The following is a 24,670-nucleotide window of genomic DNA, read 5'->3' as shown; positions in this document are numbered from 1 at the left end:
CAATGCCACGAACTCTGCATCCGAGCCGAGTCAATTGCGCTGTCAGGCCTCCCCGTCGAGGGTGCCCGGTGGCGTTGCTGCCAGTGACCTGGTCCAGGCTTGGACCTCACGCCGAGAGGACAGCCAGATGATCGGGAGATCAGGGCGCTGCTCGGCCAATGCTTGGACGCGTGGCGCGTGCTCGTGGTGGGTTCGTATCGCCCAGCGGATGATGTGGTCAGGATCGCTCACGATCGTCCGAAGGGGTGGTTCGCGAAGCCCGCTCCATAGCTCGGTTCGACGAACGACACGCCACAGCGTCCGCCTCATGACACGGGCGGTCGCCAGCCATCTCGGCAGATCCAGAAACGCGAGCAAATCGGCACGCTCGGCCAGCAGCGGGCGAGCGACCGTGTACTGCCACTCGCTGACCCACTCATCTTGAGCGGCCAGCGCGACGACATCGTCGAGAAACGTCGGTCTTGGTTGCCATTGCGGACCGTGATACAGAGCGTCGAGCTCCGCGTACGGCAGTTCCCAATGGGCAGCGAGCAGCCGGGCAAGCGTCGACTTGCCGGCAGCGACCGCACCTGCCACCAAGACCCGTTTCGGCGTCGCCGGCTGCGGATCGGACCACCTCAGAACAGACACCTCGGCAAGCGTAGGAGCGAGGCCGCCAGCCCTCAGGTGCTCCTAGTCGATGTGGCCAGTGATATCAGATAATCTGATTTTGTGGCAGAGATCAGCGCTACTGAGGCTGCACGGGAGTTTGCAGATGTGCTTGACGCAGTTGAGCACCGTGGGGAGCGGTTCACGGTCGTGCGGCGCGGCAGGGCGATCGCTCGCATCGAGCCCCTGGCGAGCGGAGAAGGCCGCAGGGCAAAACAACTTCTTGCCGAGACGAGCCCCGATACAGAATGGGCCAGCCAGCTCGCCGAAACGCGCCGACTGCTTGAACTCGACACTCGAACATGACAGCACTGCTGCTCGACACGACCGTCCTCATCGACGCCGAACGCGACCAAGAACAGCTCGACCGGCTCATTGGTGACGACGACTCCGTAGCTATCGCTGCCGTCACCGTTGCCGAACTGCTTGTCGGCGTCCTTCTCGCCACGCAGCGGCATCGCGCCCGCCGCCAGGCATTCGCCGACGCCGTGGTCGACGCCATCCCGGTTCTGCCGTACGGCACCGACGTTGCAGCGGCGCATGCCGAGCTGCTGGCCGAGACCCATCGGGCGGGCCGGCCACGCGGTGCTCACGATCTGATCATTGCGGCCACGGCACGGGCCACGAACCGCACGGTCATCACCGCCGATCCGACCGGTTTCGACGGGCTCCCCGGCGTCTCTATCGCCACATACCGCTGAGCGGCGGGTTCAGATTCTGGCGAAGCCGTGCCCTGCTCAGCGTGCGGCGCGCAGGCGCAGGCGAGATGCGGCGGCGTACAGCAGCCACGCTCCGCACCAGACCGTCACTGCCATCAGCAGAACCGTCTCACCGCGAGCGTCCAAACCGGGGGAATAGAACGGCTCAACGAAGTACTGCGAGATGAAGCCGCCCCTATACGGCGTCTGGCCGGCGAGACGCCAAAGATCCTTCTCCCAGACGGTCAGCGGGCACGGCAACCCGGGCAGGTTGATCGCGGCGATCGGCGCCAGCGCAGCCAGGTACCAGCGCATCAGCCGGGGGCTGCGTGCAGCCAGCGGTGCGCCGACCACGATGAAGACGGCCAGCAGCCCGTGGGCAAGCGCCACAGCGGCCGCCAGCAACCATGCGACCACACCGCCACGCTACGCCAGCCGCGAGATCCCGCAGGCCCGAGACTGCATGACGCTGCCGCCGTCGGGTCAGGTGGGGTCGCCGGAGTGGCGGTGTGCTTCGAGCTGGCTTAACGAGGCCCACTCGAGGGTGCGGGCGTGGGTCGCTTCGAGGACGACCGGGGGAGCGCTGCCCGCCTCGAACGCTTCGGTCCAGCGGGATGCGCACAGGCACCAGCGGTCGCCGGGAACCAAGCCGTCGAAGCCGACCGTCGGCTGCGGAGTGGACAGGTCGTTGCCGGCCGCCTTGGAGAACTCCAGAAACTCCGCCGTCATCACCGCGCACACCGTGTGCACACCGAAGTCGCCCGAGTCGGTGTTGCAGCAGCCGTCCCGAAACCAGCCCGTCAGCGGGTCATACGAGCACGGCTGCAGTTCGCCTCCGACAACGTTGCGGGCCACGCCGCCAGTCTCTCAGGTCACCGCCACACCCGGGCTTCAGGCCGCGACTGCGTGGCCGACAGACGACGCAGTACGACCGTCATCCGCCGCTCAGCCGACGATCAGCGCTCGCAGTGGGGCGAAGAGAGGCGGGCTGGCGGCGAATACGAGGTCGTCGTTGAGCTCGTCCGGGAGCTCGACCTGGGCTCCGGCTTCTTCGGCGATCAGCGCGCCGGCGGCCCAGTCGTAGATGCGGAGATCGTGCTCGAAGAAGGCATCGCAGCGACCGTTGGCAACCCAGCACAGATGCAGCGCCGCGGAGCCGAAGGCTCGGACATCACGGGCGGCGGGAAGCACACGCGACAGCGCCGCCGCCTGATGGCGACGCCGTTCGGCGTGGTACGAGAAGCCGGTTGCCACCAGCGCCTGCGCCAGGCCGTGCGACGCGGCGGCGGCGATGGGCGAGCCGTCCAAGCGAGCGCCTGAGCCGCGAGCCGCGGAGAAGACCTCGCCGCGCAGCACGTCGGCAACGGCACCCGCCACGACCGTGCCGTCGCGGGTGGCAGCGATGCTCACGGCGAACACCGGCAGGTCGTACAGGAAGTTGACGGTGCCGTCGATGGGGTCCACGATCCATCCGACGCCGCTGTGCCCCACCTCGTCATCCAATTCCTCGCCCACGATCGAGGAGCCGGGGCAGCGACGCAGCAGTTCGCCACGGATGAGTTCCTCGGACTGGATGTCCAGCGCCGTCACCACGTCCGTCGGGGACGACTTCGTGCGCAAGGCCTCGCCGGTGCCCGCCACTTCCCGCAGGAACTCAGCCGCCGCCTCAGCGACATCAACAGCGATGGCCTCAAGCTCAACAGGCGTCATGCGCCGCTCACCTTGCCACGTCCACCCGACCGCGGCGCGGTCAGGCTGTACGACCGGGCGCTAGGAGGCGTCGACCTGTTCAGCCAGCCACGGCAGCAGCAGGTCCAGGAAATCAGGCACAAACTCTGGCCTCAGGAGGTCGTACTCGTCGGGGCTGCCCGTCGTGGCCGCTTGGAACAGGTGGTTGGCCCCGAGGACCGTCCCGATCGCATAGCCCGGCACGTTCGATGCAGCGATCGCCTCGGACACGGCGCTCGCGTTAGGGCCAGCGCGCACTTGGGTGTCCAACTCGCCATACAGAGCCATCACGGGCACGCTCAAGGCGGCGATGGCTGCTGCGGAATCGTGCTCGACGGTCGACACGAACCACGGACTCTGCCAAGTCTTCATGTCTTGGCTGACGATGACTTCCACGTACTCGTCGAGGTCTCCCAGGGCCTGGCGACTCTGTTCGGGCAGCTCGTGTACCTGTCGGTGAGCGAGCGCACGAATCGCTTGCTCCACGTCTTCCCAGCCTTGACCTTCCGCAATCGCGTCGAAGACCAATCGCTGAATCGTCTGATATTGCTCTATCTGATCTGGCGGCGTCCCGGACAGCTCCAGCAATTCCAGCTGTGTCTCTAGCAACTCGGTTCCTGGCACGGCCGGAGTGGCCAACAGCGCGACGAACGCGACGTCGTCAGACTGGTTGGCGGCCAAGGGAGCAACCATGCCGCCCTCGCTGTGGCCGATAAGGCCGATGCGCTCGGTGTCGATGTCGGCTCGGGAGCTGAGCAGCTCGACAGCCGCTTCGACGTCTGCGGCGCGGTCCTCGATGGTGGCTAGCAGACCGTCGCCGGACGATGCGCCGACGCCCCGGTCGTCGTAGCGCAGCGAGGCAATGCCGGCTTGGGCCAACTCTTCTGCGAGCACTGCAAAGACTCTGAATCCGGCTACCTCCGAGTCCCGAAGTTGGTCACCGCTGCCGCTGATGAGGACCACCGCCGGGTGCGGCCCGTCACCGTCGGGCAGGGCGACTTCGCCGGCTAGGACGATGTCGCCGTTCGTGAACGTCACGTCATCGCTACGAAACCGCGACGGCTCGGGGAGGTCGGCTCGCTCTAGGCGGAAGATTCCCTCCGCGCCCGCCTGGGTGAATTCACCGTCGATCAGCCCATCGCGCACTTCCCCGTCCCAGATGGCCTGGCCGAAGGGCGACTCCAGTTCGAAATGGATGCGACTGCCTTCGAGCGCGACGTTGACCAGTTCGAGTCCGATCCCGCCTTGGATGTCCATCGCTGCGAGCAGTTCGTCGCCGGACAGCTCGAACGTGACGGCAATGGGCAGTTCGCCGAGGGCCACGATGCGGGTGACGCCCTCCCAGCGGCCTTCCAGTTGGGAAACGATTCCGACATCGAGCGCTGGCTCCGCCGTGGGCTCAGGCTGCTCGGTAGTCGTTGCAACTGCCGGTGACGTCGTGGGCGGCGCGGGATCTGTGGCCGCAGCTTCTGTGGCCAAAGTCTCAGTCGGGGCAGGAGGACTGGTCGTCGTAGCGCTGGGTGCGGAGGTGGCAGTCGGCTCGACTTCAGGGCTGCCGCACGCGGCGAGAGCCGCTGACAACATCAGTGCGAGCAGACAGGAAGTTAGTGATGCGAACCGCCCGCTCACAGGACGCAGTCTGCCTGCTTACAGATGAGCTCGGTCGCTAGGAGCGGGGTGCGACTGCGGTGATGAGCCGTTCGACCACTGCTGACCAGTCGTCGCCGGACAGCTGGGGTCGCTCGGGGGACTGAACCCGCAGCGCCAGGTAGGTGCCGAGGCCGAGCGACTGGCAGAGGAACACGATGGCGTCGGTGCTCAGCGCCGGGTCGATGACGCCCGATGCCTTGCCGTCCTCCACGATCTCGGTGAGATCGCCCGCTTCGAGCTCCATGCACCCCGAAACCGTGGGGTGCACCGACGGGTCGCGGCTGGCGCTGACGCACGCTTCGATCCACAGGTTGCGCGTGTCGTCTCGTGTCTCGGTGAGCAGGTTTGCACCGAGCATTCCGAGCTTGTCGTCGGCCGCCGCCTCAGCCTGCTTGATCAACAGCAGCATCCGCTGGGCCGACGTGTATTCGACCACGGCCAGGAACAGCTCGCGCTTATTGGGCCAGCGCGCATAGACGGCGCCAGACGTCATGCCGCATCTGCGGGCGACCTCCGAGACTGTGGCGGCTTCGAAGCCGCGCTCGCCGAATACAGCTATAGCCGCATTCAGAAGCTGCTCGGTGGCCCGTTCGGACTTCCGCTTGGGTTGGTCGGTCTCCTGCTGGAGAGGAGGCCCGGGGTCCTGTGCAGCTGTCACTGCATGCCGAGCGTAGTCGTCATTATCGGCCGGTCGATGCGACCTCGAGAAGATCTCTCTTTAGAGCCCCGGCCGTCGTGAGGTTTCCTTCACACCGTGATCTCGTGCCGGATCCCGCGGACGTCCATCTCGAAGTCGAGATCGATGACGGGCGGGCGCGACCGGTACCAGCGCAGGCCGTGGCGGGTGGCTGCGCCCATCTGCCCGATGACCGCGCTCTCCAGCAGGCCTTCATGCATGAACACCGTGTACACATCGGTGGTGGTGACCTGGCCCCAGCCGGCGCCCAGAGCCGCAAGGCGCGACCCCATCGTCGCCACGACATGGCCGGCCTTCTCTCGCATGGCCTCGGGGTCGGTCTCGCCCTTGCGGACGATCTCGTTGTCGTCGAGCGTCGCTTCGGGGATCTCCCCCGCACCCGACACGACGAAGGTGGTGGGCGCGCCGGCCTCGGCCTCGACGGTGTAGGAGAAGGCGTGCAGCACCGGCTCGGAAGGCGGGCCGTGCGCGGGGGCCACGTTGGTGCGGGCCAGCGGGTTGTGATCGCCGACGTACAGGTCCCACGACCGGATGAGCTCGACGTAGCCCGCGTTGAACTCGATGAAGCCGGGCATCGAATACGGCTCGGGGCAGCGCAGCTCGATCGCGCACAGGGCCGGGCGCCCGCGCCCGGTAGCGGACAGGTGGGCGTCGATCAGCTCGAACCCCTGGCGCCACGGGACGTGGGCGTCGAGCGTGGCGTGAACAACCTCGTGGCCGTCCGATGCCACCACGCCGCTGGAGAACGGCGAGATGCCGGTGAGGAAGTGGTAGCCGCCTCGGGGATTGTCGATGAGCATTCGTGTCTCCTTGAAGAGGATGGCCCCTACTTAGCAGAACGCTCCCGGTGACCGGGCGGGCTCGGCTAGCCGCTGGCCATTGTCCAGCTCAGGACCAGCAGGCAGCCGGCCAGCGCAACGGCGATGGCGAGCAGCCAGTCGCCGGCCCGGGCCCCAGACTGAGTCGAGGTGTCCATGGTGGTTTCTCCGCTTCTGTGAAGCGTGCCCGTGAGGTGCACGTGGTGTTTCCCTCAGTGCACCAAGGGGGTGTGACAACCAAGAGCGCGGGCTCACCACGTGGGCCGGGTGAGCACGCCGCCGTCGACCACCAGATCCACGCCGGTGATCCATCTCGCGAGGTCCGAGCACAGGAACACGCACGCGTCACCGACGTCTGCGGCGGTGCCCAGCCGGCCCAGCGGCGCCGCTGCATGCCAGCGAGCCACGCCTTCGGGCCAGTCGTCGGCGAGGCCGGGCCGGTCGATCAGGCCCGGCGAGATGCTGTTGACGCGGATGCCGTCGGGGCCGTACGCGCCGGCGGCTGCCCGGGCGTGCATCAGCAGGCCGGCCTTGGCCGTTGCGTAGTGACCGTGCAGGTCGGTGGGCTGGTGCCCTTCGATCGAGGCGATATGGACGATCGACCCGCCTGCGCCCTGTGCGCGCATCGCGCCTGCAGCGGCGTGGGTCAGCCGGTGCACCGCCGTCAGGTTGACATCGATCATCTCGGCCCACTCGGCGTCGCTCATCTCGGCGAAGTGCACGAGCGGTTGGATGCCTGCGTTGTTGACGAGCCCGTCCAAGCGGCCGTGGTGCTCGAGCGCGGCGTCGATCACATGCTGCGGGCTGTCGGGCGCAGCCAGGTCGGCTTGTACTGAGGCGACTGGCGTTCCGTCGAGACCGGCCAGGTGATCGACCGGCGACGAGCGGGTGTGCGCCACCACGCTCGCACCCGCAGCGAGGAGCCGGCGGGCGATGCCGGTGCCGATGCCGCCGCCTGCACCGGTCACCACGATGACCCGGCCGTCCAACCGGATCAGCTCGTCCGGCGCCGGCAGATGGTCTCCCGCCGACGACTCGTCCTGTGGCGACTTCTGATCCGCAGGCGGCGACTCGTCCTGCTCAGCCATCAGCGGCATCCTTGCGGGTGAAGCGCTCGATGTCATCCGCGGCCTCGGGAAATTCGGCGACCAGTGCCGCCCGCTCGCCGAGCTCGAAGCTCGCTTCATCGAAAGGGGGCGCCATGGTGGTGCCCACCAGCGACCAATCGCCGGTCGTGCCGGCGGCCATCCACGTGCCGGCCCCAACGACCACCACCGGCCGCTCGCCGGCCGCCAAGTCGGCCCCGAGCAGCGGCCGCAGCAAGGTGCCGTCCGGTTCGAGCAACAGCATCTCGACTGCAGCGCCGGAGTAGTGGTGCCACAGCTCGACGCCCCCCAGCCGGTGCAGCGCCGAGAAGTCGCCGGGCCGCAGCAGGAAGTAGATCGCGGACGAATGCCCGTCCCGCCAGGTCTGCGCCCACTGGCCGCCCTCGCCCGCCAGCGGTTCGAGCCCCAGCAGCTCGATCACTTCGTGGGCGTGCACCGGTGCAACCCGGCGTCAGCCGGCGTCGATGTCTGGTGCGATGGGATCCAGCCCGAGCAGGTCTTCCAGCACCGCCACGGTCTGCAGCACACCCACGTCGTCGGTCTGGTGGCCCAGCACGCTCAGCCCGATCGGCATGCCGTCGCTGGTGAATCCGCTGCACACCGTTCCCGCCGGCCGCCGGGTCAGATTGGCCAGCGGCGTGAAGCGCACCCAGTTCTCAATCTCGACGCCGTCGATGGTGCCGTTCCCGCCCACGACAGGCGTCTGACCTGCCATCGTCGGCATGAGCAGCGCATCGAACCCCGACATCGTCTCGCCGAGGTGCATCGACAGCTCGCCGCACTGCTGTCGCGCCCTCGCCAAGGTGTCGACGGTGACGCTCTCGAAGGACTCCTCCAGCGCCACGGCCAGCCAGTCGGTGACGTCGTCCCATGCGGGCGTGCCCAGAAGTGGCCGGAACGCCGGCCCGATCGACCCTGCCAGAAACATCGGCACAAACGCTTGTGAGACCGAGTCGGCCGGGTCGAACAGGGTTCCCGCCCCGACGACCTCGGTTCCCTCGGCAGCAAGGCGTTCAACAGCGGCAGCGCACGACGCAACGATCTCCGAATCCGCCGGGCCGCCGTCGAACGAGGGCGCCCACAGCACTCTCGCCGGCAGTGGGGGGTCATCCAGCGCAGTGCGCCACGACTCGGTCGGTGCCGGCAGGCTGCGCAGATCGGACGGGTGCGGCCCCACCACGGCATCGAGGCAGTAAGCGACATCGCGGATGCGACGGGCCATCGGCCCCACGCACGACAGGTCCAGCAGCCCCAGCGGCGGCGGACCGCTGGGTACACGACCATGACTCGGCTTGAGACCCGACAGCCCGCACATGGCAGAGGGGATACGGATGGAGCCGCCCCCGTCGGAGCCGGTGCCCACCGGCACCATGCCCGAAGCGATCGCGGCACTGGTGCCGCCAGATGACCCGCCGGGGGAGCGGCCGGTGTTCCACGGATTCCAAGTTGCGCCGAAGACGTTGTTGTAGGTGTCGCCCATGCAGCCGAATTCGGGCGTGTTGGTCTTGCCCAAGACCACGGCGCCGGCGGCCCGCATGCGGGCAACCTCGGTGGAATCCGCAGCCACCGGGGGCGTGTCACGCAAGTGCATCGCGCCGCGGGTGGTGACAAACCCCGCCGCGTCGGCCAGATCCTTGACGCCGATGGGAATGCCCGCCAGCGGCCCCACGTCCTCGCCCGCATCGAGCCGCTCGTCGATGGCAGCGGCCTGCGAGCGAGCGTCCTCGGCATCGAGCGCCACAAACGCATTGAGCTGCGGATTCAGCACCTCGATGCGCTCCAGCGCGTGCTCGGTGACGGCTGCAGCGCTCAGCGTGCGCTCGCGCACTTGCGCCGCCAGCGCCTCCACGGTCACCGTCCGAAAGTCGGGCACGTCCATAGCTGCCTCCCGCTGCGCTCCTCAGTTCCCTCGCCGCGGGACACTAGCGACCACGCCGAACCCACCCCGCACAGCGGCTGTCTCAGCGGGATGATGCGCCGCCGTCGATGGTGATTGAGGTTCCGCTGACGTGGCTCGCCCGGTCTGATGCGAGGAAGGCCACGACGTCGGCTACCTGCTCCACCGTGCCCGGCGCCGGGTCGGCGGGGATCAGTTCCTCCCAGCGCGACTCGTCGCCGAGCTCGTCGATCGCTTGGCGGCGGAGCATGTCGCCCATCCGGTCGGTGATGATCAGGCCGGGGTTGACGGCAACCACACGCACGCCGTCTCGCAGGCTGCGGCTGCCGAGCGCAGCGGTCATGGCAACCAAACCGCTGTTGCCCACCCCGCCGGCGATGTAGGACGGCTGCGGCCGCAGCGACGCCACGCCAATCACGTTGACGATCACCCCGCTGCCCCGGGCCGTCATCAGCGGCAGCACGGCCCGGCACAGGTCGATGTAGCCGAAAACCTTCAGGTCCCAGGCGTCGCGCCACGTCTCGTCGTCCACCGTCACGATGTCGCCCGCAGGTATCGCCCCGGCGTTGTTCACCCAGATGTCGGCCAGGCCGGCCCCGCCGCCGTCGCAGCCGGTCTCGGCAAGCAATGTCCGGCGGCCGGCGGCCGTCGACAGATCGACGACGTGAGTCGTGACGGCTGCCCCGGGCGCCGCCTCCCGTATCTCCTCGGCCGCTCGCGCCAGCACGTCCGCCGACCGGGCGGCCAATGCCACATCGCAGCCTTCGCGGGCCAGCGCCAGTGCGCACCCCAGCCCGATGCCCTTCGATGCGCCCGTGATCACGGCACGCCTGCCCGTCAGCCCCAAATCCATCGGCTCAACGTAACCCCGGGCCTTCGACGGATGCTGCGTTGGCGAGCGGCGGCTGCTGGGTTGGGCGGTGGTGGCGTTTGGGCGGCGGCTGCGCGGTGGTTCTACGCTGCGCGCATGGCGAGCGTTGACGAGGTTCGCGACGAAGCCCGGACGTGGCTGGACGAGCACTGGCACCGCGAGCGGCCGCTGATCGAGTGGCGCAACCTGCTGGCCGACACCGGCTGGGGCACGCCGTCGTGGCCCACGGAGTGGCACGGGCGGGGCCTGCCGCCGTCGATGGATGCAGTGGTGGCCCGCGAATTCGACGCTGTCGGAGCGGTGGGCGTGGCGGCGGGCGTCAGCATGTATCTCGTGGCGCCGACGCTGCTCACCCACGCCGACGACGACCAGAAGCAGCGGCACCTGCGGCCGATCCTGACCGGCGAGCACAAGTGGTGCCAGCTGTTCTCCGAGCCCACCAACGGCTCCGACCTGGCGGGGCTGGTGACCCGGGCCGACCGTGACGGCGACGAGTGGATCGTCAACGGCCAGAAAGTCTGGAACTCGGGTGCCCACAAGGCCCGCTTCGGCATCCTGATGGCGCGCACCAACTGGGACGTGCCCAAGCACCAGGGCATCTCGTACTTCCTCATCCCGATGGACCAGCCCGGCGTGGAGGTGCGTCCGCTGCGCCAGATGAACGGCCACGCCACCTTCAACGAGGTGTTCTTCGAAGATGCCCGGGTGCCCGGCAACGAGCTGGTCGGCAACCCGGGCGACGGCTGGCGCATCGGCCTCACCACGCTCACCCACGAACGGGCGGCGGTGGCCACACGTCGCCCCCGCTACCCGGCCGACGGCGGTCCGACGGTCGAGCGAGCCAAGCAGGAGAGCGACGAGTACTTCGCCACCTACAAGTGGTACCCGCAGCGCGCCGGTCGAGCCAACCTCGTCGTGCCCGAAGCGCAGCGCACCGGCCAGGTCAGCGACCCGGTGATCCGCCAGCAGATCGCCCGGGTGGAGACGCTGCGCCGCATCTCGTCGTGGACCACCCAGCGTGCCCGAGCCGCACGCGCCGCCGGCAAGCCGCCCGGCCCCGAAGGCTCGCTCACCAAGCTGAACATGTCGGTGACCGCCCGGGCCTGCCACACCGCCCACACGATGATCGCCGGCTCGATGGGAATGCTCGTCGGCCCCGGCTCCAATGCCGACGGCATCGTGTCGGAGATCCTGATGTCCACCCCGGCCATGTCGATCGCCGGCGGCACCGACGAGATCCAGCGCAACATCATCGGCGAGCGGGTGCTGGGCCTGCCCAAAGAGCCTGACGACGCCAAGGACATCCCCTACAAGGACGCCCGCCGCAACTGAGGCCGGGCACGGGTTGCACGCCCGCCTCGCTGACGGCTCGGCGCCGCAGCTACACGTCGATCTTGTAGAGCTCTGCGGCGTTGTCCTGCAGGATCCGCTTCTGCACTGCGGCGTCGAGGTTGCCGATCGCGTCACGCACCCGCTCGACGCTGCGGGGGTACAGGCACGTCGGGTGCGGGATGTCGGTCTCGAACATGATCTGGGTGGCCCCGATGTGGTCGATGGCCGGCGCCAGCGTCTGGGACTCGAACCAGAAGCAGCCGAAGAACTGCCGCCGGAAGTACTCCGACGGCTTCATCGACAGGTGCGCCAGGTGCTCGGGCGCTGTCTCGCCGCACTGGTAGTCGAGCGCGTCGAGCAGGAACGGGATCCAGCCGATGCCGCTCTCCACCGACACGAAGTTGAGGTTCGGGTAGCGCTCGGGCACATCGCTCACCAGCAGGTTCACCATCCAGCGAAGCTGGCCCAGGAAGATCGCCGCCCCGCCGAGCGAGATCTTCACATCGCCCGACCACGTGTCATAGGGCACCTTGCCCGACCAGTCGATGTCGCCCTCCGACGCGCCGATGTGGAAGTTGACCGGCATCTCCAGCGCCTCGCAGATCTCCCAGAACGGCCGCCAGTCGGGCTGGGCGAAGTTGGGCATGCCCGAATCGTGCGGGTTCGAGCACATCACGATGCCCTTGGCGCCGTTGCGGTGCGCCCGGTCCACCTCGAGCACGCTGGCGTCGATGTCCCACCACGGCACCAGCGCCATCGGCAGGATTCGGCCGCCCGAGCGGGCCTGCAGGTCGGCCATCCAGTCGTTGTAGATCTCCACACAGGCGATGCGCAGCGCCCGGTCCTCCACCTTGAGGAAGTTCTGGTTCCCGAAACCGCCCACGTTGGGGTACACGATGCCGTGGCTGACGCCCATGGCGTCCATCAGCTCGAGGCGGGCGTCGCAGTCGTAGGAAGCTGCGTGCACCATCTCGATGTCGTGCTTGAGGAACTTCAGCCCGAGCATCTTCTCGCCGTCGGGCAGGATCGCCGACACCGCGGAGTCTCCGGCGATCGGGATGTCACCGTTGACGACCCACTTGCGCTTGCCGTCGTGCTCACGGATCTGGGGCACCAGGTCGCGGTACTTGGCGGGCGCAAGGCTGGTCCACAGGTCGTGCGGCTCGGTCCAGTGGGTGTCGGAGTCGACGATCTTGATCCCGGGAAAGAACTCGGTGATCGGCATGGTCTGCGCCCCCTCTCGGTGCCTGCTGGCACCGGATTCGAAACTACCAGTCACCCCTGCAGCAGTTCCGGGCTGACCGTCTGCTCTGCAGCCGAATCTGCGCGAAGCTCGCTGCAGGCACCCAAGGAGGCGGACCATGCTGCGACTCACGTTCTTGCTGCGGCGCAAGAAGGGCATGACCCGGGCCGAGATGCAGGACTACTGGCTGAACGTGCACGGCCCGCTGGTGGTATCACATTCGGCCACGGCGAAGTTCCTGCGCTATGTGCAGGTGCACACCACCAGCGACGACCACAGCCGCCTGCCGGGCCGGCGCGGCGAGATGGAAGAGCCCTACGACGGGGTTGCCGAGGTGTGGTGGGAATCGCGTGCGGCGATGCTCGCCGCCATGCAGACCGACGAGGGCCGCGAATTCGACCGGGTGCTGGTGGAAGACGAGCTCAACTTCGCCGACATCGAGAACTCCTCCGCGTACTACTGCTACGAGTACCCGCAGGTGAATCCGACGCCGGAGAACATCGTGGCCACCGAGCGGTCGAGCCTGGTCAAGCTGTACTTCAGCTTCCGCCACCTGCCGTCGCTGAGCATCGACGAGGCCCAGTGGTACTGGCGCACCCACCACGGGCCGATCATCCGGCGGCAGGCGCAGTCGTCGGGCATCCTGCGCTACCAGCAGGTGCACGCCGACGAGCACTCCTTCACCTCGGCGGTCAACCGCTCACGAGGATCGAAGGTGGAGCCCTACACGGGCCACGCCGAGGTCTGGATGGACCGCAGCGCCATGGGCAACGCGATCCCCGAGAACCGGGCAGCTTCGCGCCGGGCCTACGAAGACGAGGCCAACTTCATCGACTTCGGCCGCTCAGTGATGTTCCTCGCCAAAGAACACGTGATGGTCGACCGCAGGTGAGCTCGTCGCCCCGCACCGAAATGCCCGTCTGAGCTGAACGCCCGCATGGGGACTGTCAGAATCTGACAGCCCCAGGTAGCCGACTTCGTAGCGAGCTGACGTTATGAAGAAGTATGATTCTCGGCATGGCCACTGAACGCCTGACGATCTCGTTGGAGGCGGGACTCGCCGCAGCTGTGAGTGATGCCGCGGAAGCTGACGAGCAGAACATGTCGGCATGGCTGGCTGAGGCTGCGCGGCGTCGGCTCGTAACGCGCGGCCTGCGTGACGTCGTTGCCGATTGGGAAGCGATGCACGGCGCGTTCACTGAGGAGGAGTTGGCCCGAGCGCGAGCAGAGCTGGGCCATTGACCGCCTTGGTGCTCGATGCTGGCGCGCTGATCGCGCTGGATCGAGGCGACCGGTCCATGTGGGCAAGGCTGCGGGCGGCATCAGACGCTGGCGACATCGTGGCAGTGCCGACGGGTGTCATCGCTCAGGCGTGGCGAGGAGGCCGCGGCCAGGCACAGCTTGCTCGTGCCCTAGTGCATTGCCACGAAGTGGTCCTCGACGGCGCAGTGGCCCGCGCGAGCGGTCGTCTCTGCGGCCGAACCGGCACCAACGACATAGTCGACGCGTCAGTCGCCGTGGCTGCGGCCCATTTCGCACCTGTCGAGCGCACGGTTGTCGCTACGTCTGATGCCGATGACATCGAAGCACTGACGGCTGCGCTGAATACCCAAGTGAACATCCTGCGCGTTTGATCGTCGAAGCCTGCTGGTCTAGGTCGGACTCAGTCGGCGTGCTGCGGCGCGGATGATGGAATATCAGTCTTCGACGACGTGGCTGGCGAAGCGGTTGAGCGAGGCCAGCCAGGCATCTGAGCAGACCTCGCCGTCGGGTGTGAGCGCCGACGCTGCGGCGGCGCCCATGTCGGTGACGTGGTGGAGGTTGTCGATGACCGCGAGGCCTTGGCGGCCGAATGAGATCAGGCCGGAGGGCGCCAGCGAGGCCAGCCACTCGGCCACGGTGGCGCGATCGCCCATCGTGGCTCGCTCGAAGACGGGGTACACCGACGGCAAGCGCCGCACGGCCGTCTCCGAAGGGGAAAGCGCCGGCAGCCCGCTGGCTTCGAGGTCCGCGGCGACCTGTTCGGCGATGTCCGCGTCGTCGGTATGCCAGATGTCGTCGTGGGACCAGCAGGGAATCTCCGCGCACAGCACTGACTGTCCTGCGGGGTCGTCGCCGTCGCGGTAGTTCTTCGGTTCGGACAGTCTCGCGACCACGGTGTCGGGTCCTGGGAAGTAGTGGGCGTCGTACGGCGTGTACTGATCTCGATCGACAACTAGGTATGCCAGCACCATCGCCCGGGTGCGGCATCGCCCCAGCGCATCGACGACCTCCGGAGGCGGTGCGGGCGTCATGATCGACGCGAGCGTCGGAACAGGCACCGTCGACAGCACCGCGTCCGCACGCACGGTCTCGTTCGCATCGGATCCCGGGTTCGGCCTCGCGCTGTTCTCGGCTGCGGTGCCCGGGCGGGAGTCGCCGTCGTCGTCGGTTTGTCGGCCGTGCGGGCGCAGGCGCACAGCGACGCCGCCGACGTCCAGCTCGATGCCGGCGGCGGCTGTGTTGAGGCGCAGGTCGACACCAGCATCGACAGCGGCGGCGGCCATGGCCTCGCTGAGCTGGCCGTAGCCGTGGCGGGGGTACAGAAACTGGCGCCCTGCGGGTCGGGCGGCGCGCACCACCCGCCGCAGCACGTCACCGGCACCCGATGCGGACACCCGCCGCTGGGCCAGCTCGGCATCCAGCTCGACGGGTTCGACGCCGTAGAGCTTGCGCGCGTAGGGGCCGTAGAACTCGTCGGCCACTGTGGGACCCAGGCGCGCCCGAACCTCGGCATCGAACGACGGGTCAGACGGATCGTCGAGCGGCGTGCTCGGCGTGCGCCGCAGTCGGCCCGCCGGTGTGCGCCGGGTTGGGTCCGTAGGTGTGCGCCGGAACGGGCCCGTGACCATGTCGGCAGCGACTCGCAGTCCGAACGACGGCGGTACGTGCGTCAGCAGATCCCAGGTCCGCAGCGGGAATCCGATCCAGCGATCGCGCAAGCGGATGCGCCCATTGCGCGGGCGGATCTGCAGGTCGTCACCCAGCAGCCGCTCGAAACGGGCACGCTGGCGCTCGGAGATCGCGTAGTGGAGGCGATGCGAGCCGTAGTCGACCCGCTGGCCTGCGATCTCGAAGCTTCCGGCCATGCCCCCGACCGCGCCGCTGGCCTCCATCACCGTGCAGCGATGGCCGGGCTCGACCACGTCGAGCGCGGCCGACAGCCCGGCGGGCCCAGCGCCGATGATGACGATCTCAGCCATGGCGACGCCCCGCAGCGCCCGTGGCCGCCGGCCGCACAGGCTGAGCCCGGCAACGCGAGCAGCCGCAAATCATGTTGTGTAAAGTAACCCTAATGTCAGTTATTGAGCGCGCTGAATGCACTGACGTGGTCACCGGGGCGGCAGGCTTCATCGGCTCACACCTTGTCGACGCGTTGCTCGGCACCGGCCACAGCGTCGTCGGCATCGATTCCTTCGACCCGTGGTACAGCCCCGCCCACCGGGCTCGCAACATCGAGACCGCCTGCGCTGATCCGGGGTTCCGGCTCGAAGTCAAGGATCTTCGCACGGCAGACCTGCGAGAGCTGTTCGACGGCGCGAGCACCGTCTACCACCTCGCAGCCCGGCCGGGAGTCCAGCACTCGTGGGGTGCCGGTCTGACCCGCACCATCGAGATGAACGTGACGGTGACCGGCAAGGTGCTCGACGCCGCCATCAGCGCCGGCGTCGACCGCGTCGTGCTGGCATCCAGCTCGTCGATCTACGGCAACACCGCTGCGGCGGGCGGCTCCCGCAGCAAAGCACCGCTCAGCCCCTACGGCGTGTCCAAGGCGGCCTGCGAAGACCTGGCCGACGTGTACCGCCACCGCGGGCTCGACATCGTGACGCTGCGCTACTTCACCGTGTTCGGCCCGCGGCAGCGGCCAGACATGGCGATGCACCGGCTGTTCGAGGCCACACGCCGGTGCGGCCCGTCGTTCGGGCGGCGCGGCAGCGGCCGGCAGTCGCGGGAATTCACCTTTGTCGGCGACGCGGTGGATGCCACCGTGCTGGCCGGCGCTGTCTCCGAGGCCCGCAACCGCACGTTCGACATCGGCGGCGGCTGTGTCGTGTCGCTCAACGAGGTCATCGAGGTGGTGGGGCGGATCGCCGGGGCTCCTGTGCGGGTGCGACCGGAGCCCGCACCTGCCGGCGAGCCGTGGACCACCGTGGCTGCGAACGACGAGGCCCGGGCGATCCTGGGCTGGCAGCCCCGCACCGGCCTGCGGCACGCGCTCTGCGCCCAGTGGGTGTGGCATCAGGGGATCCGGCTCGCATCGATGTCGTCGGCGCAGCGCTCCGCAGAGCTCGTGCCCGCTGGGGTGTGAGACGTTGGACCCGGACGTCTGCAACAGCGCCACGCCGTTGCCGCGATGGCGATAAGCGCGATGGCCCACAGCCAGTGAAGCACTACTGATCCCAGCCCGCCGAAGGACTGGTAGTCGGGAAGCAGCGTCGACCACGCCTGGTACCAAGGGTTCGACGTCTCGGCGAAGTCGACGATGAGCGTGCGGCGACCGGTCGAGGCCTCGATCGCCAGCCACACCCAGCCGAACGCTCCGACGATCCAGCTCCCGAGCACCACCCAGCGCAATGCAGCGATGCGCTCGGCGGCCAGCGCGATGACGGCGACCGCGGCCGGCAGGATCACCACGAGCTGGCGGCCGGGCCACCACCACCCGTGCATGGTGAACGCAACCCAGGTGGCCACGCCGTAGCCAACCGCAACCGTTGCGCCGATCGCCCACCACTTCGACGGCCGGACACGGGCCAGCACCGCCATCGCACCGGGCAGGAGCAGATACGCGGGCATCCACGCGGCCAACCCGAACTCGCGGTCTACGAGCAAGCCCACCAGCCGCCGGGTGCGGCCCAGGTAGTCGGGACGGCGGCCGACCACGGAGAATTCGCTGCTGACGAAATGGTCACCGGCCGCGTACACGGTCCATCCGCCGTAGATCGCCTGGTGCAGCCAGAGGTACACGGCCCCGGCGATGACATAGAACACCGCCTCGGCCAGCAGCGTTCGCCGCCGGTTTGGCCACGTCCGCACCACCACCACCAGCGCGAGCACCGCTGCGAGCGGCACGTACTTCACCGACAGCCACGGCAGCGCTACCACCATCACGGCTGCCAGCATCCGGGCAGGGCGGCCGAGCGGGCCGCACACGGCAGCCAAGCCCAGCGTGACGCACAGCGCCGCCGGCATCTCGGGGTACACCTGCGAGCCGTAGGCCACCAGCGGCGGCGTCGCGAAGAACGCCGCCACGACACGGGCGGCGATGCCAAGCCGCACTCCCAGCCGGCGCACCGCCAGCCACAGCGCGGCGGCGGCCGTGAGCGCAGCGAACACCGCCAGCGTCGCCTTGGCCGCGGCCCAGCCGCCGGCGCGCATGGGTGCAGCCAGCAGCAGTGGCAGCAGCGGGTCGTGCGGGCTGAGCCGCTGCCCGTCCTCGTTGAGCGGCCTGGTCTGGGGGTCGAGATCGATCTCGTGATACGGCAGGAAGCTCCGCTCGCGCAGCTCGTCGGAGATGTCGAGGTCGAAGTCGGTGCCGAGGCTCAGCGCCGTGGTGAGGTACTGGGGCTCGTCCGCGCTGACCCGGGCGCCGTAGGTGGCGCGGGCGTCGATGGCGATGAGCGCCCATGCCAGCGACCACAGCGCCACACCGGCCATGGCCAGCGCGAGCCGTCGTCTCGCCACGCCCTCATCACCCGAAACGGCAGGCTCGACGCTCGCTGCCGACCCCGTCACGCTGTCACCTGCGTTCTGGACCCGAGGCCTGCTCCTGGCGGCGAACGACGAGGAACCAGGTCAGCAGGAACGACATCGCCACCAGGGTCACGCCCATCAGGCCCGCCTCGGCCACGAAGGCATCCTCGAAGGAACCGAAGATCTGGGTGGCGAGCGTCGAGAAGCCCAGCGGCGAGATCAGCAGGCTGATCGGCAGTTCCTTCATGACCGACAGCAGCACCAGGCCGGCGCCGGCGAGCAGGGCCGGACCCATGAGCGGCATGTCGATCGTGAAGAAGCGGCGCAGGGGGCCGGCGCCCAGGATGCGCGCCGAGTCGTGCAGGCGGTCGGGCACGCTGCGCACCGCCACGACGCTGACGCCCATCGCCAGCGAGCCGAACCGCACGATGTAGGCGAAGATCAGCAAGGCGAAGGTGTCGCCGAACAGCGTGAACGCGATGTCGGAGCGCAGCGTCCAGAAGCGCATCGACAGGGCGATCAGCAGCCCGGGCACCGCGAAGGTGCTGATGACCACGGCGTGGGCAATCCAGCCCGCCCGCGAGCGGTAACGGCCGACGAGAAACGCGATCGGCAGCACAGCGGCCACCGCCACGATCGCGGCCACCACGCTCACCCACAGCGTGTTGAGGGTGGCATCGGCGACCCGGGAGTAGTCCACGGTGAGCGGCCGGCCGTCACCGAAGGTGCGTGCGACGCCGCCAGCGGCCCAGTCCATCAGGGCGACGAGGGGCGCGCCCACGCCGGCGAATGCGGCCACGGCCACAGCGGCGGTTGCCAGCGGCCGCCAGCGGCCCAGTCGCAGGGTCGTCGGTTGGCTGCCGCTGGCTCGCGAACCGTCGGGCAGCCGTCGTGAGAACCATCGCTCCGCCAGCACCACCACGGCCGCCAGCACCAGCAGCATCAAGCTGAGTGCCAGCGCGGCGGGCGGGTCGGCCAGGTGATTGGTGGCGATGGCGCGTGTCAGCGTGTCGTAGCGCATGAGCTGCACCGCACCGAAATCGCTCAGCGTGTAGAGGAACACCAGCAGCGTGCCCGCCCCGATCGCGGTGGCGGCATAGGGCAGCGAGATGCGCCAGAACGCCGCGAGCGCGCTGTCGCCCAGCAGGCGCGCACTCTCCTCCAGCGAGGACGGCAGCTGGCGGAGGCGCGCCGCCACCGGGATGTATACGTACGGGTAGCACATCAGCAGCAGCACGAGCCAGGCGCCGAAAAAGCCCCGCAGCTCGGGCGTGGTGCCCACGCCGAGCCCGCTGAGCATGTCGTTGGCCAGCCCGCCCGGGTTCAGCGTTCTGATGAACGCCGCAGCGCCCAGGAACGTGGGATACACCAGCGGCAGCGGCAGCACCACGCGCCAGAAGCGCCGGCCCGGCAGGTCGGTGCGGTGGGTCAGCCACGCCAGGCCGGTGCCCATCACCAGCGAGCCTGCCGACACCGCCGCTGCGAGCTTCAGCGTGCGCCACAGCGGGGCGAGCGTGCGCTGGCTGAACAGCAGGTTGCCCGGATCGGAGCCCTCGCCGAATGCCCGGTAGGTCAGGTAGATGCCGGGGAATGCAAACGCGAACGCCAGCACGAGCCCGCCGGCGCGCAGCAGCGCCGGCGTCTTGCGGCTTGGCCGGCCTGCCTGCGTCTGCTTGGGCATCGTCGTGGCCCGGCTAGCAGGCAGGGCCCGGGGCCGTGGGGTTGCTCACTGGTTGAGGATGCCACTCGCTTCGATGATTGCGGTCGTCTCGGCGAATCCGCCGCCCAGCGCGTCGAAGTCGACGCTGCCGATCTCGAGCGCCTGCAGCGGCGGCAGGATGTCGACCGGCTGCACGCCTGCGGCCAGCGGGTACTCGAAGGTCTCCTCGCTGAAGTAGCGCTGGACGGACTCGCTGAGCAGGTACGACAGCAGCTCGTTGGCCTCGTCGGTCCGCTCGCTGGACGCCGTCACGGTGGCGGCAGTGATGATGAGCAGCGAGCCGATGTCGTCATCGGCCAGATCCCAGTTGGACGCCCGGTGGCTGTCGCCCTCCGCCGCTGCCTCTTGGTACTGGTAGTAGTGGTTCACGAGGCCCATTTCGATCTCACCCCGGCCGGCAGCTTCCACGATCGACCGGTTGTTGGGGTAGTAGCGGGCGTCGTTGTCGACCATGTCCGACAGCCATTCGGCTGCCACGTCGGATCCGTACTGGTCACGGAACACGGTGAACCAGTCGATGAACGAGCCGTTCGTGGCCGGGATCGCCACCTGGCCTCGGAAGCGTTCATCGGTGAGATCGAACACCGACTGCGGCAGCTCGTCGGGCGCGTAGCTGTCGATGTTGTACACCAGCACTCGCTTGCGCCCAGAGAAGCCGACCCAGGTGCCTGATGCGGAGTGGTTCTGGGGCTCTACAAGCTCCAGCACCTCGGGGTCGATCGTGCCGAGCAGATCCTGGCTCTCGAGGAAGCCCACCGGTCCGGGCGATCGCGACAGGAACACGTCGGCCGCGGTGCGATCGCCTTCCTCCGCAAGCAGCAGCGCCAGATCCGTCGAGCCGCCCCAGCGCACCGCCACGTCGATGCCCTTCTCGCATGCGAACGCGTCCAGCACGGGGCGGATGAGGTTCTCGGTGCGGCCCGAGTAGATGGCGATCTCGTTGCCGGTGCTCCCGGCGCATTCGCCGCCGTAGATCCCGGCCGCGGCACCGTCGAGGTAGCGGGGGGTGCTGTCGCCGCCGCATGCCGACACCGCCAGCGCAGATGCGATCACCACCGCTGCCGCCAGGCGTGCTGGCCGTCGGCGGGGCGATGTGCTGTGCAGCGAGGTGAACCGGTCGAGATGCGGGATGAGCATGGGGAGCGAATATAGCGGCGGTTTCTTCCTGATGTAAGGCAAACCTAACTTGCTATGGTGCGCACCCTGAACCCTGTGTCTTATCTCCGAGCGACGCTGTCGCGTCGAACCGGCGCGTTGGTCGTCGCCGCTGTCACCGTCGTCGCGGTGGTGTTCGTGGTGCGCGCGACCGACGGCGCAGCTCTCGGTGCGGCGTGGCGGCGGGCAGCGTCGGAGCCGTTCAGCGTGGCGGTCGCGCTGAGTGCCTTCGGTGCGGCGTTCATGATGCGCGCCGTGGCGTGGCGGCGGGTGCTGCCCACGCTGAGCTTCGGGCAGTCGCTCGCGGGCATCCACCTGGCGCTCGGCGGCAACCACGTGCTGCCGTTGCGCCTCGGCGAGGCCTTGCGCGTGGTGAGCGTGGTGAGGCGCACGCCGATCAGCACCGATGCGGCAGTCGCCTCGTCGCTCACGCTGCGCACTGCCGACACGCTGGCGCTGCTCGGCTGGGGCCTCGCCGTCAGCCCGGTGGTGCTCGTGGCGATCATGGGAACCGCCGGGTGGCTGCTCATGGGCGCGGGCGTGGCGGTGATTGCCGCTGGGCTGGCGTGGTGGTGGCTGCGTGCGTCGGTCGGCGGCCGGAGCGACGTACGCCCTCCCGGCCTCGCAGCGCTCGGGCTCTCGGCGCTGGCCTGGCCTGCCGAGGCGGTGCTGGTGCACGAGGCAGCCCACTGGGCCGGCCTCGAGATCAGCGCAGCGGAGGCCGTCGGCGTCACTGCCCTGTCGGTGATCGCGCAGATCGTCGCCATCGCGCCCGGCGGGTTCGGCACCTATGAGGCCGCAGCAGTGGCCGCGTACGTGGCGTTCGGCTACGACCCTGCTGCTGCGCTGGTTGCGGCCCTGACCGCCCATGCGCTGAAGACCGCGTACTCGATCGTCGCAGGCGGGGTGGCGGCGGCAGTTCCGGCGCCGGGCGTGATGTCGGCCCGCTTGCGTGCCCGGTCCCCGGACGGTGAGCGTCGGCAGCAGCCGACCGGCGGCCCCGTCTCTGATCGGGACGGGGAGCTCGAGCAGCACGTCCCAGGCGATGCCGCGAGCCTGCCGCCGGCGGGGGAGCGGCCGCTGGTGGTGCTGTTCATGCCTGCCTTCAACGAGGAGGCATCGGTGGGCGACTGCGTGCGCCGCGCGCCGGCGTCGGTGCTCGGCTGCGACGTCGAGGTGCTGGTGGTCGATGACGGCTCAGCCGATGCCACCGCCGAACGCGCCCGTGCCGCCGGCGCGACCGTCATCTCGCTGGCAGCCAACCAGGGTCTGGGCAACGCCGTGCGCGTCGGCCTTGCAGCAGGTGCCGAGCGCGGCGCGGCAGCCGTCGTCTTCTGCGATGCCGACGGCGAGTACGCACCCGAAGAACTGCCGACGCTGGTCGCGCCCATCCTCGCCGGCACGGCCCACTACGTGGTGGGCAGCAGGCTCGGCGGCCAGATCGAGGTGATGAAGCCGCACCGGCGTTTCGGAAATGTCGTGCTGACGCTCGCACTGTCGCTGGTGGCGCGCCGGCGCATCAGCGACGGGCAGAGCGGTTACCGGGCCCTCTCGCTCGACGCTGCGCGGCACGCGGAGATCATCCACGACTTCAACTACGCGCAGGTGCTGACGCTGGACCTGCTCGACAAGGGCTACCGCTATGCCGAGGTGCCGATCAGCTACCGCTTCCGCACCACCGGCGACAGCTTCATCAAGCTCGGCCGCTACCTGCGCCACGTGGTGCCGGCCGTGACCCGAGAGCTCACCGTGGGCCGCTGCACCACCGTTTCCGAAACTTCATTAGACAAAGCTACTATCTTATGATAGGTAACCTTATCAATTTGTGATTGGCGGTGCTGACACAGCACTGCTGAGGAATGGCCCACCGAGCTGCGGTCGAGCGATGCGATGCCCGAGCCGCCATGACGAAAGAGACAGCAATGCTGCATGCCAGACGCACCTGGGGAGTTCTCATCGCCGTGTTCGCGGCAGTCGCGCTGTTGGCGGCTTCGTGCACCGGCAGTGACGACGGATCGGAGGTGCGCGAGATCGGCGAATCCTCCGGATCGGTCAGCGGCAGTGCCTCGGGTTCTGGCTCGGCATCGGGTTCGGCCAGCGGAACCGCCACCGGCTCCGGCTCGGCCTCGGGTTCAGCGTCGGGCTCAGGTTCGGCCTCGGCCGGATCCGACTCGAGCATGACGCCGGGCGACGGCGGCTACGAGTACGCCTCCAACGTCGACTCCCACCGGTTGGTGGTGGCCGACATCTGCGGCATCGGCGACCTGCTCGACGCCGGCGACTTCGCCGCGGTGGAAGACATCTACCGCAACGGCAAGAACTCGGTGAAGAGCGACGGCTCCATCCGCACGATCGGCGGGTTCGCGTCGCGCGACGACCGCAGCCACGGGCACGACGCCTACTACGGCACGGCGACGCCGCTCGATGACTTCGTGAGCGCAGCGCTCGGAGGCAGCGGCATGTTCTCCGGCACCAGCGATGCCGTCCGCGGCCAGGGTGTCGAGAAGGGCATCCAGAACCAGGTGATGGTGGCCTGGGTGGTGCACGAGCTCGAGGCGGCGCTCGCTAAGGCTGCCGACGGCAACTTCGACGCCGCCAGCGGCGCACCCCACAACTGGGACGAGGCGTGGGCCTTCTATCACGGCGCCGAGCCGGGTTGTGCGCCTTACGCCACGGCCAACAAGCGCGCCGGCAACTTCGCCACGACGGGCGCCGACGGCGAGACCGCCCGGGCCAACGAAGCGATCCTCGCTGCGATGATTGCGGGCCGCGACGCGCTGCTCGACGGCGACACGGCCGGTACGCAGGCGGCAGCCGACGAGATCGTGCGCAACCTGGTCATCACCTACTCGCAGGCGGCGATCCGCTACGCATCGCTCATCGAGGGCGACCTGGCCGACGGCAATGACGCCAAGGCCGCCGAGCATCAGGCCGAGGGGCTGGCGTTCTGGCGGGTGATCGAGCCTTACGCCGTGCCCGCCGGCGCCGACGCGGCGGCTCTGTCGGCCATCTTCGATCTCGGCAATGCCCCAGGTGCCAACGGCTACGGCGATGCCGTGCGCGCCGCACTGCAGCCGGCGTGGACGGCTCTGGGCATCAGCGCCGACGACATCGGCACGCTCCAGTAGAGCCCCCCACCTCTGCCGGCCGTTCCTCCCGGATGCGGCGGAAGCGGGCAGGCCCTTCGGACACAGGGCCTGCCCGCTCTCCGCATCCCGCTGTCGTTCCGGCGGAATTCGCTTGTGTACATTGGGCGTGCGACCCTAGGGTCGCTGGTGGACCTAGACGGAATCGAACCGTCCGAGGCCGGGCTATCAAACCAACTCGGCGCACCAGCGCTAGGCCCTTGAGAGCCGCACCTTTCGGGGTGCGGCTCT

The 24,670-nt window shown here is 68.8% G+C and carries 25 protein-coding genes and 1 tRNA gene; 9 read left to right on the top strand and 17 right to left on the bottom strand.

What is annotated here, in order from left to right; translation table 11 throughout:
- Positions 1-42 precede the first annotated feature (42 nt).
- Positions 43-630: an AAA family ATPase gene (locus ACOGXD_RS04045; protein WP_419916639.1), complete on the bottom strand. Its 588-nt coding sequence runs from the start codon at positions 628-630 to the stop codon at positions 43-45.
- Positions 631-711: 81 nt separating this feature from the next.
- Between ACOGXD_RS04045 and ACOGXD_RS04040 the strand changes: the two genes are divergently transcribed.
- Together ACOGXD_RS04040 and ACOGXD_RS04035 are read left to right on the top strand one after the other, a co-directional pair.
- Positions 712-954, top strand: a complete 243-nt coding sequence (locus tag ACOGXD_RS04040) for a type II toxin-antitoxin system Phd/YefM family antitoxin (RefSeq protein ID WP_419916638.1) — start codon at positions 712-714, stop codon at positions 952-954.
- On the top strand, positions 951-1,349 hold the full coding sequence (locus tag ACOGXD_RS04035) for a PIN domain-containing protein (RefSeq protein ID WP_419916637.1): 399 nt from the start codon (positions 951-953) through the stop codon (positions 1,347-1,349). The genes ACOGXD_RS04040 and ACOGXD_RS04035 overlap by 4 nt, the downstream gene beginning before the upstream one ends.
- 36 nt (positions 1,350-1,385) lie before the next feature.
- Here the strand turns inward: ACOGXD_RS04035 and ACOGXD_RS04030 are convergent, their stop codons facing one another.
- From ACOGXD_RS04030 to ACOGXD_RS03985, 10 genes are all read right to left on the bottom strand, one after another.
- Entirely contained in the window at positions 1,386-1,763 is a 378-nt protein-coding gene (locus ACOGXD_RS04030; RefSeq protein ID WP_419916636.1) for a DUF2784 family protein, read from the bottom strand.
- A gap of 66 nt (positions 1,764-1,829) precedes the next feature.
- Positions 1,830-2,201, bottom strand: a complete 372-nt coding sequence (locus ACOGXD_RS04025) for a DUF2237 family protein (RefSeq protein ID WP_419916635.1) — start codon at positions 2,199-2,201, stop codon at positions 1,830-1,832.
- 90 nt (positions 2,202-2,291) lie between these two features.
- The gene (locus ACOGXD_RS04020) at positions 2,292-3,056 is read right to left on the bottom strand and encodes an inositol monophosphatase family protein (RefSeq protein WP_419916634.1); all 765 of its coding nucleotides are present in this window, start codon (positions 3,054-3,056) and stop codon (positions 2,292-2,294) included.
- A gap of 60 nt (positions 3,057-3,116) precedes the next feature.
- Entirely contained in the window at positions 3,117-4,553 is a 1,437-nt protein-coding gene (locus ACOGXD_RS04015) for an alpha/beta hydrolase family protein (protein WP_419916633.1), read from the bottom strand.
- A 187-nt stretch (positions 4,554-4,740) separates the two neighbouring features.
- The gene (locus ACOGXD_RS04010; RefSeq protein WP_419916632.1) at positions 4,741-5,382 is read right to left on the bottom strand and encodes a TetR/AcrR family transcriptional regulator; all 642 of its coding nucleotides are present in this window, start codon (positions 5,380-5,382) and stop codon (positions 4,741-4,743) included.
- An 89-nt stretch (positions 5,383-5,471) separates the two neighbouring features.
- Positions 5,472-6,221 (bottom strand): RidA family protein, encoded by a 750-nt coding sequence (locus ACOGXD_RS04005; RefSeq protein ID WP_419916631.1) that lies wholly within the window; start codon positions 6,219-6,221, stop codon positions 5,472-5,474.
- 269 nt (positions 6,222-6,490) lie between these two features.
- Entirely contained in the window at positions 6,491-7,327 is an 837-nt protein-coding gene (locus ACOGXD_RS04000) for an SDR family NAD(P)-dependent oxidoreductase (protein WP_419916630.1), read from the bottom strand.
- Positions 7,320-7,781 carry a cupin domain-containing protein gene (locus ACOGXD_RS03995; RefSeq protein WP_419916629.1) on the bottom strand — a complete coding sequence of 154 codons (462 nt, stop codon included), beginning with the start codon at positions 7,779-7,781 and terminating at the stop codon, positions 7,320-7,322. Before ACOGXD_RS03995 ends, ACOGXD_RS04000 begins: the two co-directional genes overlap by 8 nt.
- A 15-nt stretch (positions 7,782-7,796) precedes the next feature.
- On the bottom strand, positions 7,797-9,224 hold the full coding sequence (locus ACOGXD_RS03990; protein ID WP_419916628.1) for an amidase: 1,428 nt from the start codon (positions 9,222-9,224) through the stop codon (positions 7,797-7,799).
- 82 nt (positions 9,225-9,306) lie between these two features.
- Positions 9,307-10,095: a short-chain dehydrogenase/reductase gene (locus tag ACOGXD_RS03985; RefSeq protein WP_419916627.1), complete on the bottom strand. Its 789-nt coding sequence runs from the start codon at positions 10,093-10,095 to the stop codon at positions 9,307-9,309.
- Positions 10,096-10,209: 114 nt separating this feature from the next.
- On the opposite strand from ACOGXD_RS03985, the gene ACOGXD_RS03980 reads away from it, so the two are divergent.
- Positions 10,210-11,445 (top strand): acyl-CoA dehydrogenase family protein, encoded by a 1,236-nt coding sequence (locus ACOGXD_RS03980; RefSeq protein ID WP_419916626.1) that lies wholly within the window; start codon positions 10,210-10,212, stop codon positions 11,443-11,445.
- Positions 11,446-11,494: 49 nt separating this feature from the next.
- Here the strand turns inward: ACOGXD_RS03980 and ACOGXD_RS03975 are convergent, their stop codons facing one another.
- Positions 11,495-12,670 carry an amidohydrolase family protein gene (locus ACOGXD_RS03975; RefSeq protein ID WP_419916625.1) on the bottom strand — a complete coding sequence of 392 codons (1,176 nt, stop codon included), beginning with the start codon at positions 12,668-12,670 and terminating at the stop codon, positions 11,495-11,497.
- Positions 12,671-12,806: 136 nt separating this feature from the next.
- Here ACOGXD_RS03975 and ACOGXD_RS03970 point away from each other — a divergent pair, with 136 nt between their 5' ends.
- From ACOGXD_RS03970 to ACOGXD_RS03960, 3 genes are all read left to right on the top strand, one after another.
- The gene (locus ACOGXD_RS03970) at positions 12,807-13,580 is read left to right on the top strand and encodes an EthD domain-containing protein (protein WP_419916624.1); all 774 of its coding nucleotides are present in this window, start codon (positions 12,807-12,809) and stop codon (positions 13,578-13,580) included.
- 125 nt (positions 13,581-13,705) lie between these two features.
- A complete protein-coding gene (locus tag ACOGXD_RS03965) occupies positions 13,706-13,930 on the top strand; it encodes a hypothetical protein (protein ID WP_419916623.1) in 225 nt (74 codons plus the stop codon).
- Positions 13,927-14,322, top strand: a complete 396-nt coding sequence (locus ACOGXD_RS03960; protein WP_419916622.1) for a twitching motility protein PilT — start codon at positions 13,927-13,929, stop codon at positions 14,320-14,322. The genes ACOGXD_RS03965 and ACOGXD_RS03960 overlap by 4 nt, the downstream gene beginning before the upstream one ends.
- 63 nt (positions 14,323-14,385) lie before the next feature.
- Here ACOGXD_RS03960 and ACOGXD_RS03955 read toward each other — a convergent pair whose 3' ends face one another.
- A complete protein-coding gene (locus ACOGXD_RS03955; protein ID WP_419916621.1) occupies positions 14,386-15,930 on the bottom strand; it encodes a protoporphyrinogen/coproporphyrinogen oxidase in 1,545 nt (514 codons plus the stop codon).
- Positions 15,931-16,022: 92 nt separating this feature from the next.
- Here ACOGXD_RS03955 and ACOGXD_RS03950 point away from each other — a divergent pair, with 92 nt between their 5' ends.
- Positions 16,023-17,036 (top strand): NAD-dependent epimerase/dehydratase family protein, encoded by a 1,014-nt coding sequence (locus tag ACOGXD_RS03950; RefSeq protein ID WP_419916620.1) that lies wholly within the window; start codon positions 16,023-16,025, stop codon positions 17,034-17,036.
- Here ACOGXD_RS03950 and ACOGXD_RS03945 read toward each other — a convergent pair.
- From ACOGXD_RS03945 to ACOGXD_RS03935, 3 genes are read right to left on the bottom strand one after another with little or no spacing between them, the layout of a single operon-like run.
- Entirely contained in the window at positions 16,967-18,460 is a 1,494-nt protein-coding gene (locus ACOGXD_RS03945; RefSeq protein ID WP_419916619.1) for a hypothetical protein, read from the bottom strand. The genes ACOGXD_RS03950 and ACOGXD_RS03945 overlap by 70 nt on opposite strands.
- Before the next feature lie 4 nt (positions 18,461-18,464).
- A complete protein-coding gene (locus ACOGXD_RS03940) occupies positions 18,465-20,099 on the bottom strand; it encodes an ABC transporter permease (RefSeq protein ID WP_419916618.1) in 1,635 nt (544 codons plus the stop codon).
- 45 nt (positions 20,100-20,144) lie between these two features.
- Positions 20,145-21,275 carry an extracellular solute-binding protein gene (locus ACOGXD_RS03935; RefSeq protein ID WP_419916617.1) on the bottom strand — a complete coding sequence of 377 codons (1,131 nt, stop codon included), beginning with the start codon at positions 21,273-21,275 and terminating at the stop codon, positions 20,145-20,147.
- Between the two features lie 75 nt (positions 21,276-21,350).
- Here ACOGXD_RS03935 and ACOGXD_RS03930 point away from each other — a divergent pair, with 75 nt between their 5' ends.
- Positions 21,351-23,099 (top strand): lysylphosphatidylglycerol synthase domain-containing protein, encoded by a 1,749-nt coding sequence (locus tag ACOGXD_RS03930; protein ID WP_419916616.1) that lies wholly within the window; start codon positions 21,351-21,353, stop codon positions 23,097-23,099.
- A 116-nt stretch (positions 23,100-23,215) separates the two neighbouring features.
- Complete coding sequence (locus ACOGXD_RS03925) at positions 23,216-24,421, top strand: FEA1-related lipoprotein (protein WP_419916615.1); 1,206 nt, start codon at positions 23,216-23,218, stop codon at positions 24,419-24,421.
- Between the two features lie 145 nt (positions 24,422-24,566).
- Here the strand turns inward: ACOGXD_RS03925 and ACOGXD_RS03920 are convergent.
- Positions 24,567-24,639 (bottom strand) — tRNA-OTHER (locus ACOGXD_RS03920).
- Between the last annotated feature and the right edge of the window lie 31 nt (positions 24,640-24,670).

Origin of the sequence: Candidatus Poriferisodalis sp. (assembly GCF_965204125.1) — a bacterium.
Classification (GTDB): Bacteria; Actinomycetota; Acidimicrobiia; order Acidimicrobiales; family Poriferisodalaceae; genus Poriferisodalis.
This window is presented reverse-complemented; position numbering and strand designations above follow the sequence as displayed.

Bases quoted from the DNA above. Each gene is read 5' to 3' on its own strand.
- ACOGXD_RS04035 (WP_419916637.1), top strand. From the start codon at position 951: ATGACAGCACTGCTGCTCGACACGACCGTCCTCATCGACGCCGAACGC.
- ACOGXD_RS04020 (WP_419916634.1), bottom strand. From the start codon at position 3,056: ATGACGCCTGTTGAGCTTGAGGCCATCGCTGTTGATGTCGCTGAGGCG.
- ACOGXD_RS04005 (WP_419916631.1), bottom strand. From the start codon at position 6,221: ATGCTCATCGACAATCCCCGAGGCGGCTACCACTTCCTCACCGGCATC.
- ACOGXD_RS04000 (WP_419916630.1), bottom strand. From the start codon at position 7,327: ATGGCTGAGCAGGACGAGTCGCCGCCTGCGGATCAGAAGTCGCCACAG.
- ACOGXD_RS03990 (WP_419916628.1), bottom strand. From the start codon at position 9,224: ATGGACGTGCCCGACTTTCGGACGGTGACCGTGGAGGCGCTGGCGGCG.
- ACOGXD_RS03985 (WP_419916627.1), bottom strand. From the start codon at position 10,095: ATGGATTTGGGGCTGACGGGCAGGCGTGCCGTGATCACGGGCGCATCG.
- ACOGXD_RS03980 (WP_419916626.1), top strand. From the start codon at position 10,210: ATGGCGAGCGTTGACGAGGTTCGCGACGAAGCCCGGACGTGGCTGGAC.
- ACOGXD_RS03975 (WP_419916625.1), bottom strand. From the start codon at position 12,670: ATGCCGATCACCGAGTTCTTTCCCGGGATCAAGATCGTCGACTCCGAC.
- ACOGXD_RS03970 (WP_419916624.1), top strand. From the start codon at position 12,807: ATGCTGCGACTCACGTTCTTGCTGCGGCGCAAGAAGGGCATGACCCGG.
- ACOGXD_RS03965 (WP_419916623.1), top strand. From the start codon at position 13,706: ATGGCCACTGAACGCCTGACGATCTCGTTGGAGGCGGGACTCGCCGCA.
- ACOGXD_RS03955 (WP_419916621.1), bottom strand. From the start codon at position 15,930: ATGGCTGAGATCGTCATCATCGGCGCTGGGCCCGCCGGGCTGTCGGCC.
- ACOGXD_RS03950 (WP_419916620.1), top strand. From the start codon at position 16,023: ATGTCAGTTATTGAGCGCGCTGAATGCACTGACGTGGTCACCGGGGCG.
- ACOGXD_RS03940 (WP_419916618.1), bottom strand. From the start codon at position 20,099: ATGCCCAAGCAGACGCAGGCAGGCCGGCCAAGCCGCAAGACGCCGGCG.
- ACOGXD_RS03935 (WP_419916617.1), bottom strand. From the start codon at position 21,275: ATGCTCATCCCGCATCTCGACCGGTTCACCTCGCTGCACAGCACATCG.
- ACOGXD_RS03925 (WP_419916615.1), top strand. From the start codon at position 23,216: ATGCTGCATGCCAGACGCACCTGGGGAGTTCTCATCGCCGTGTTCGCG.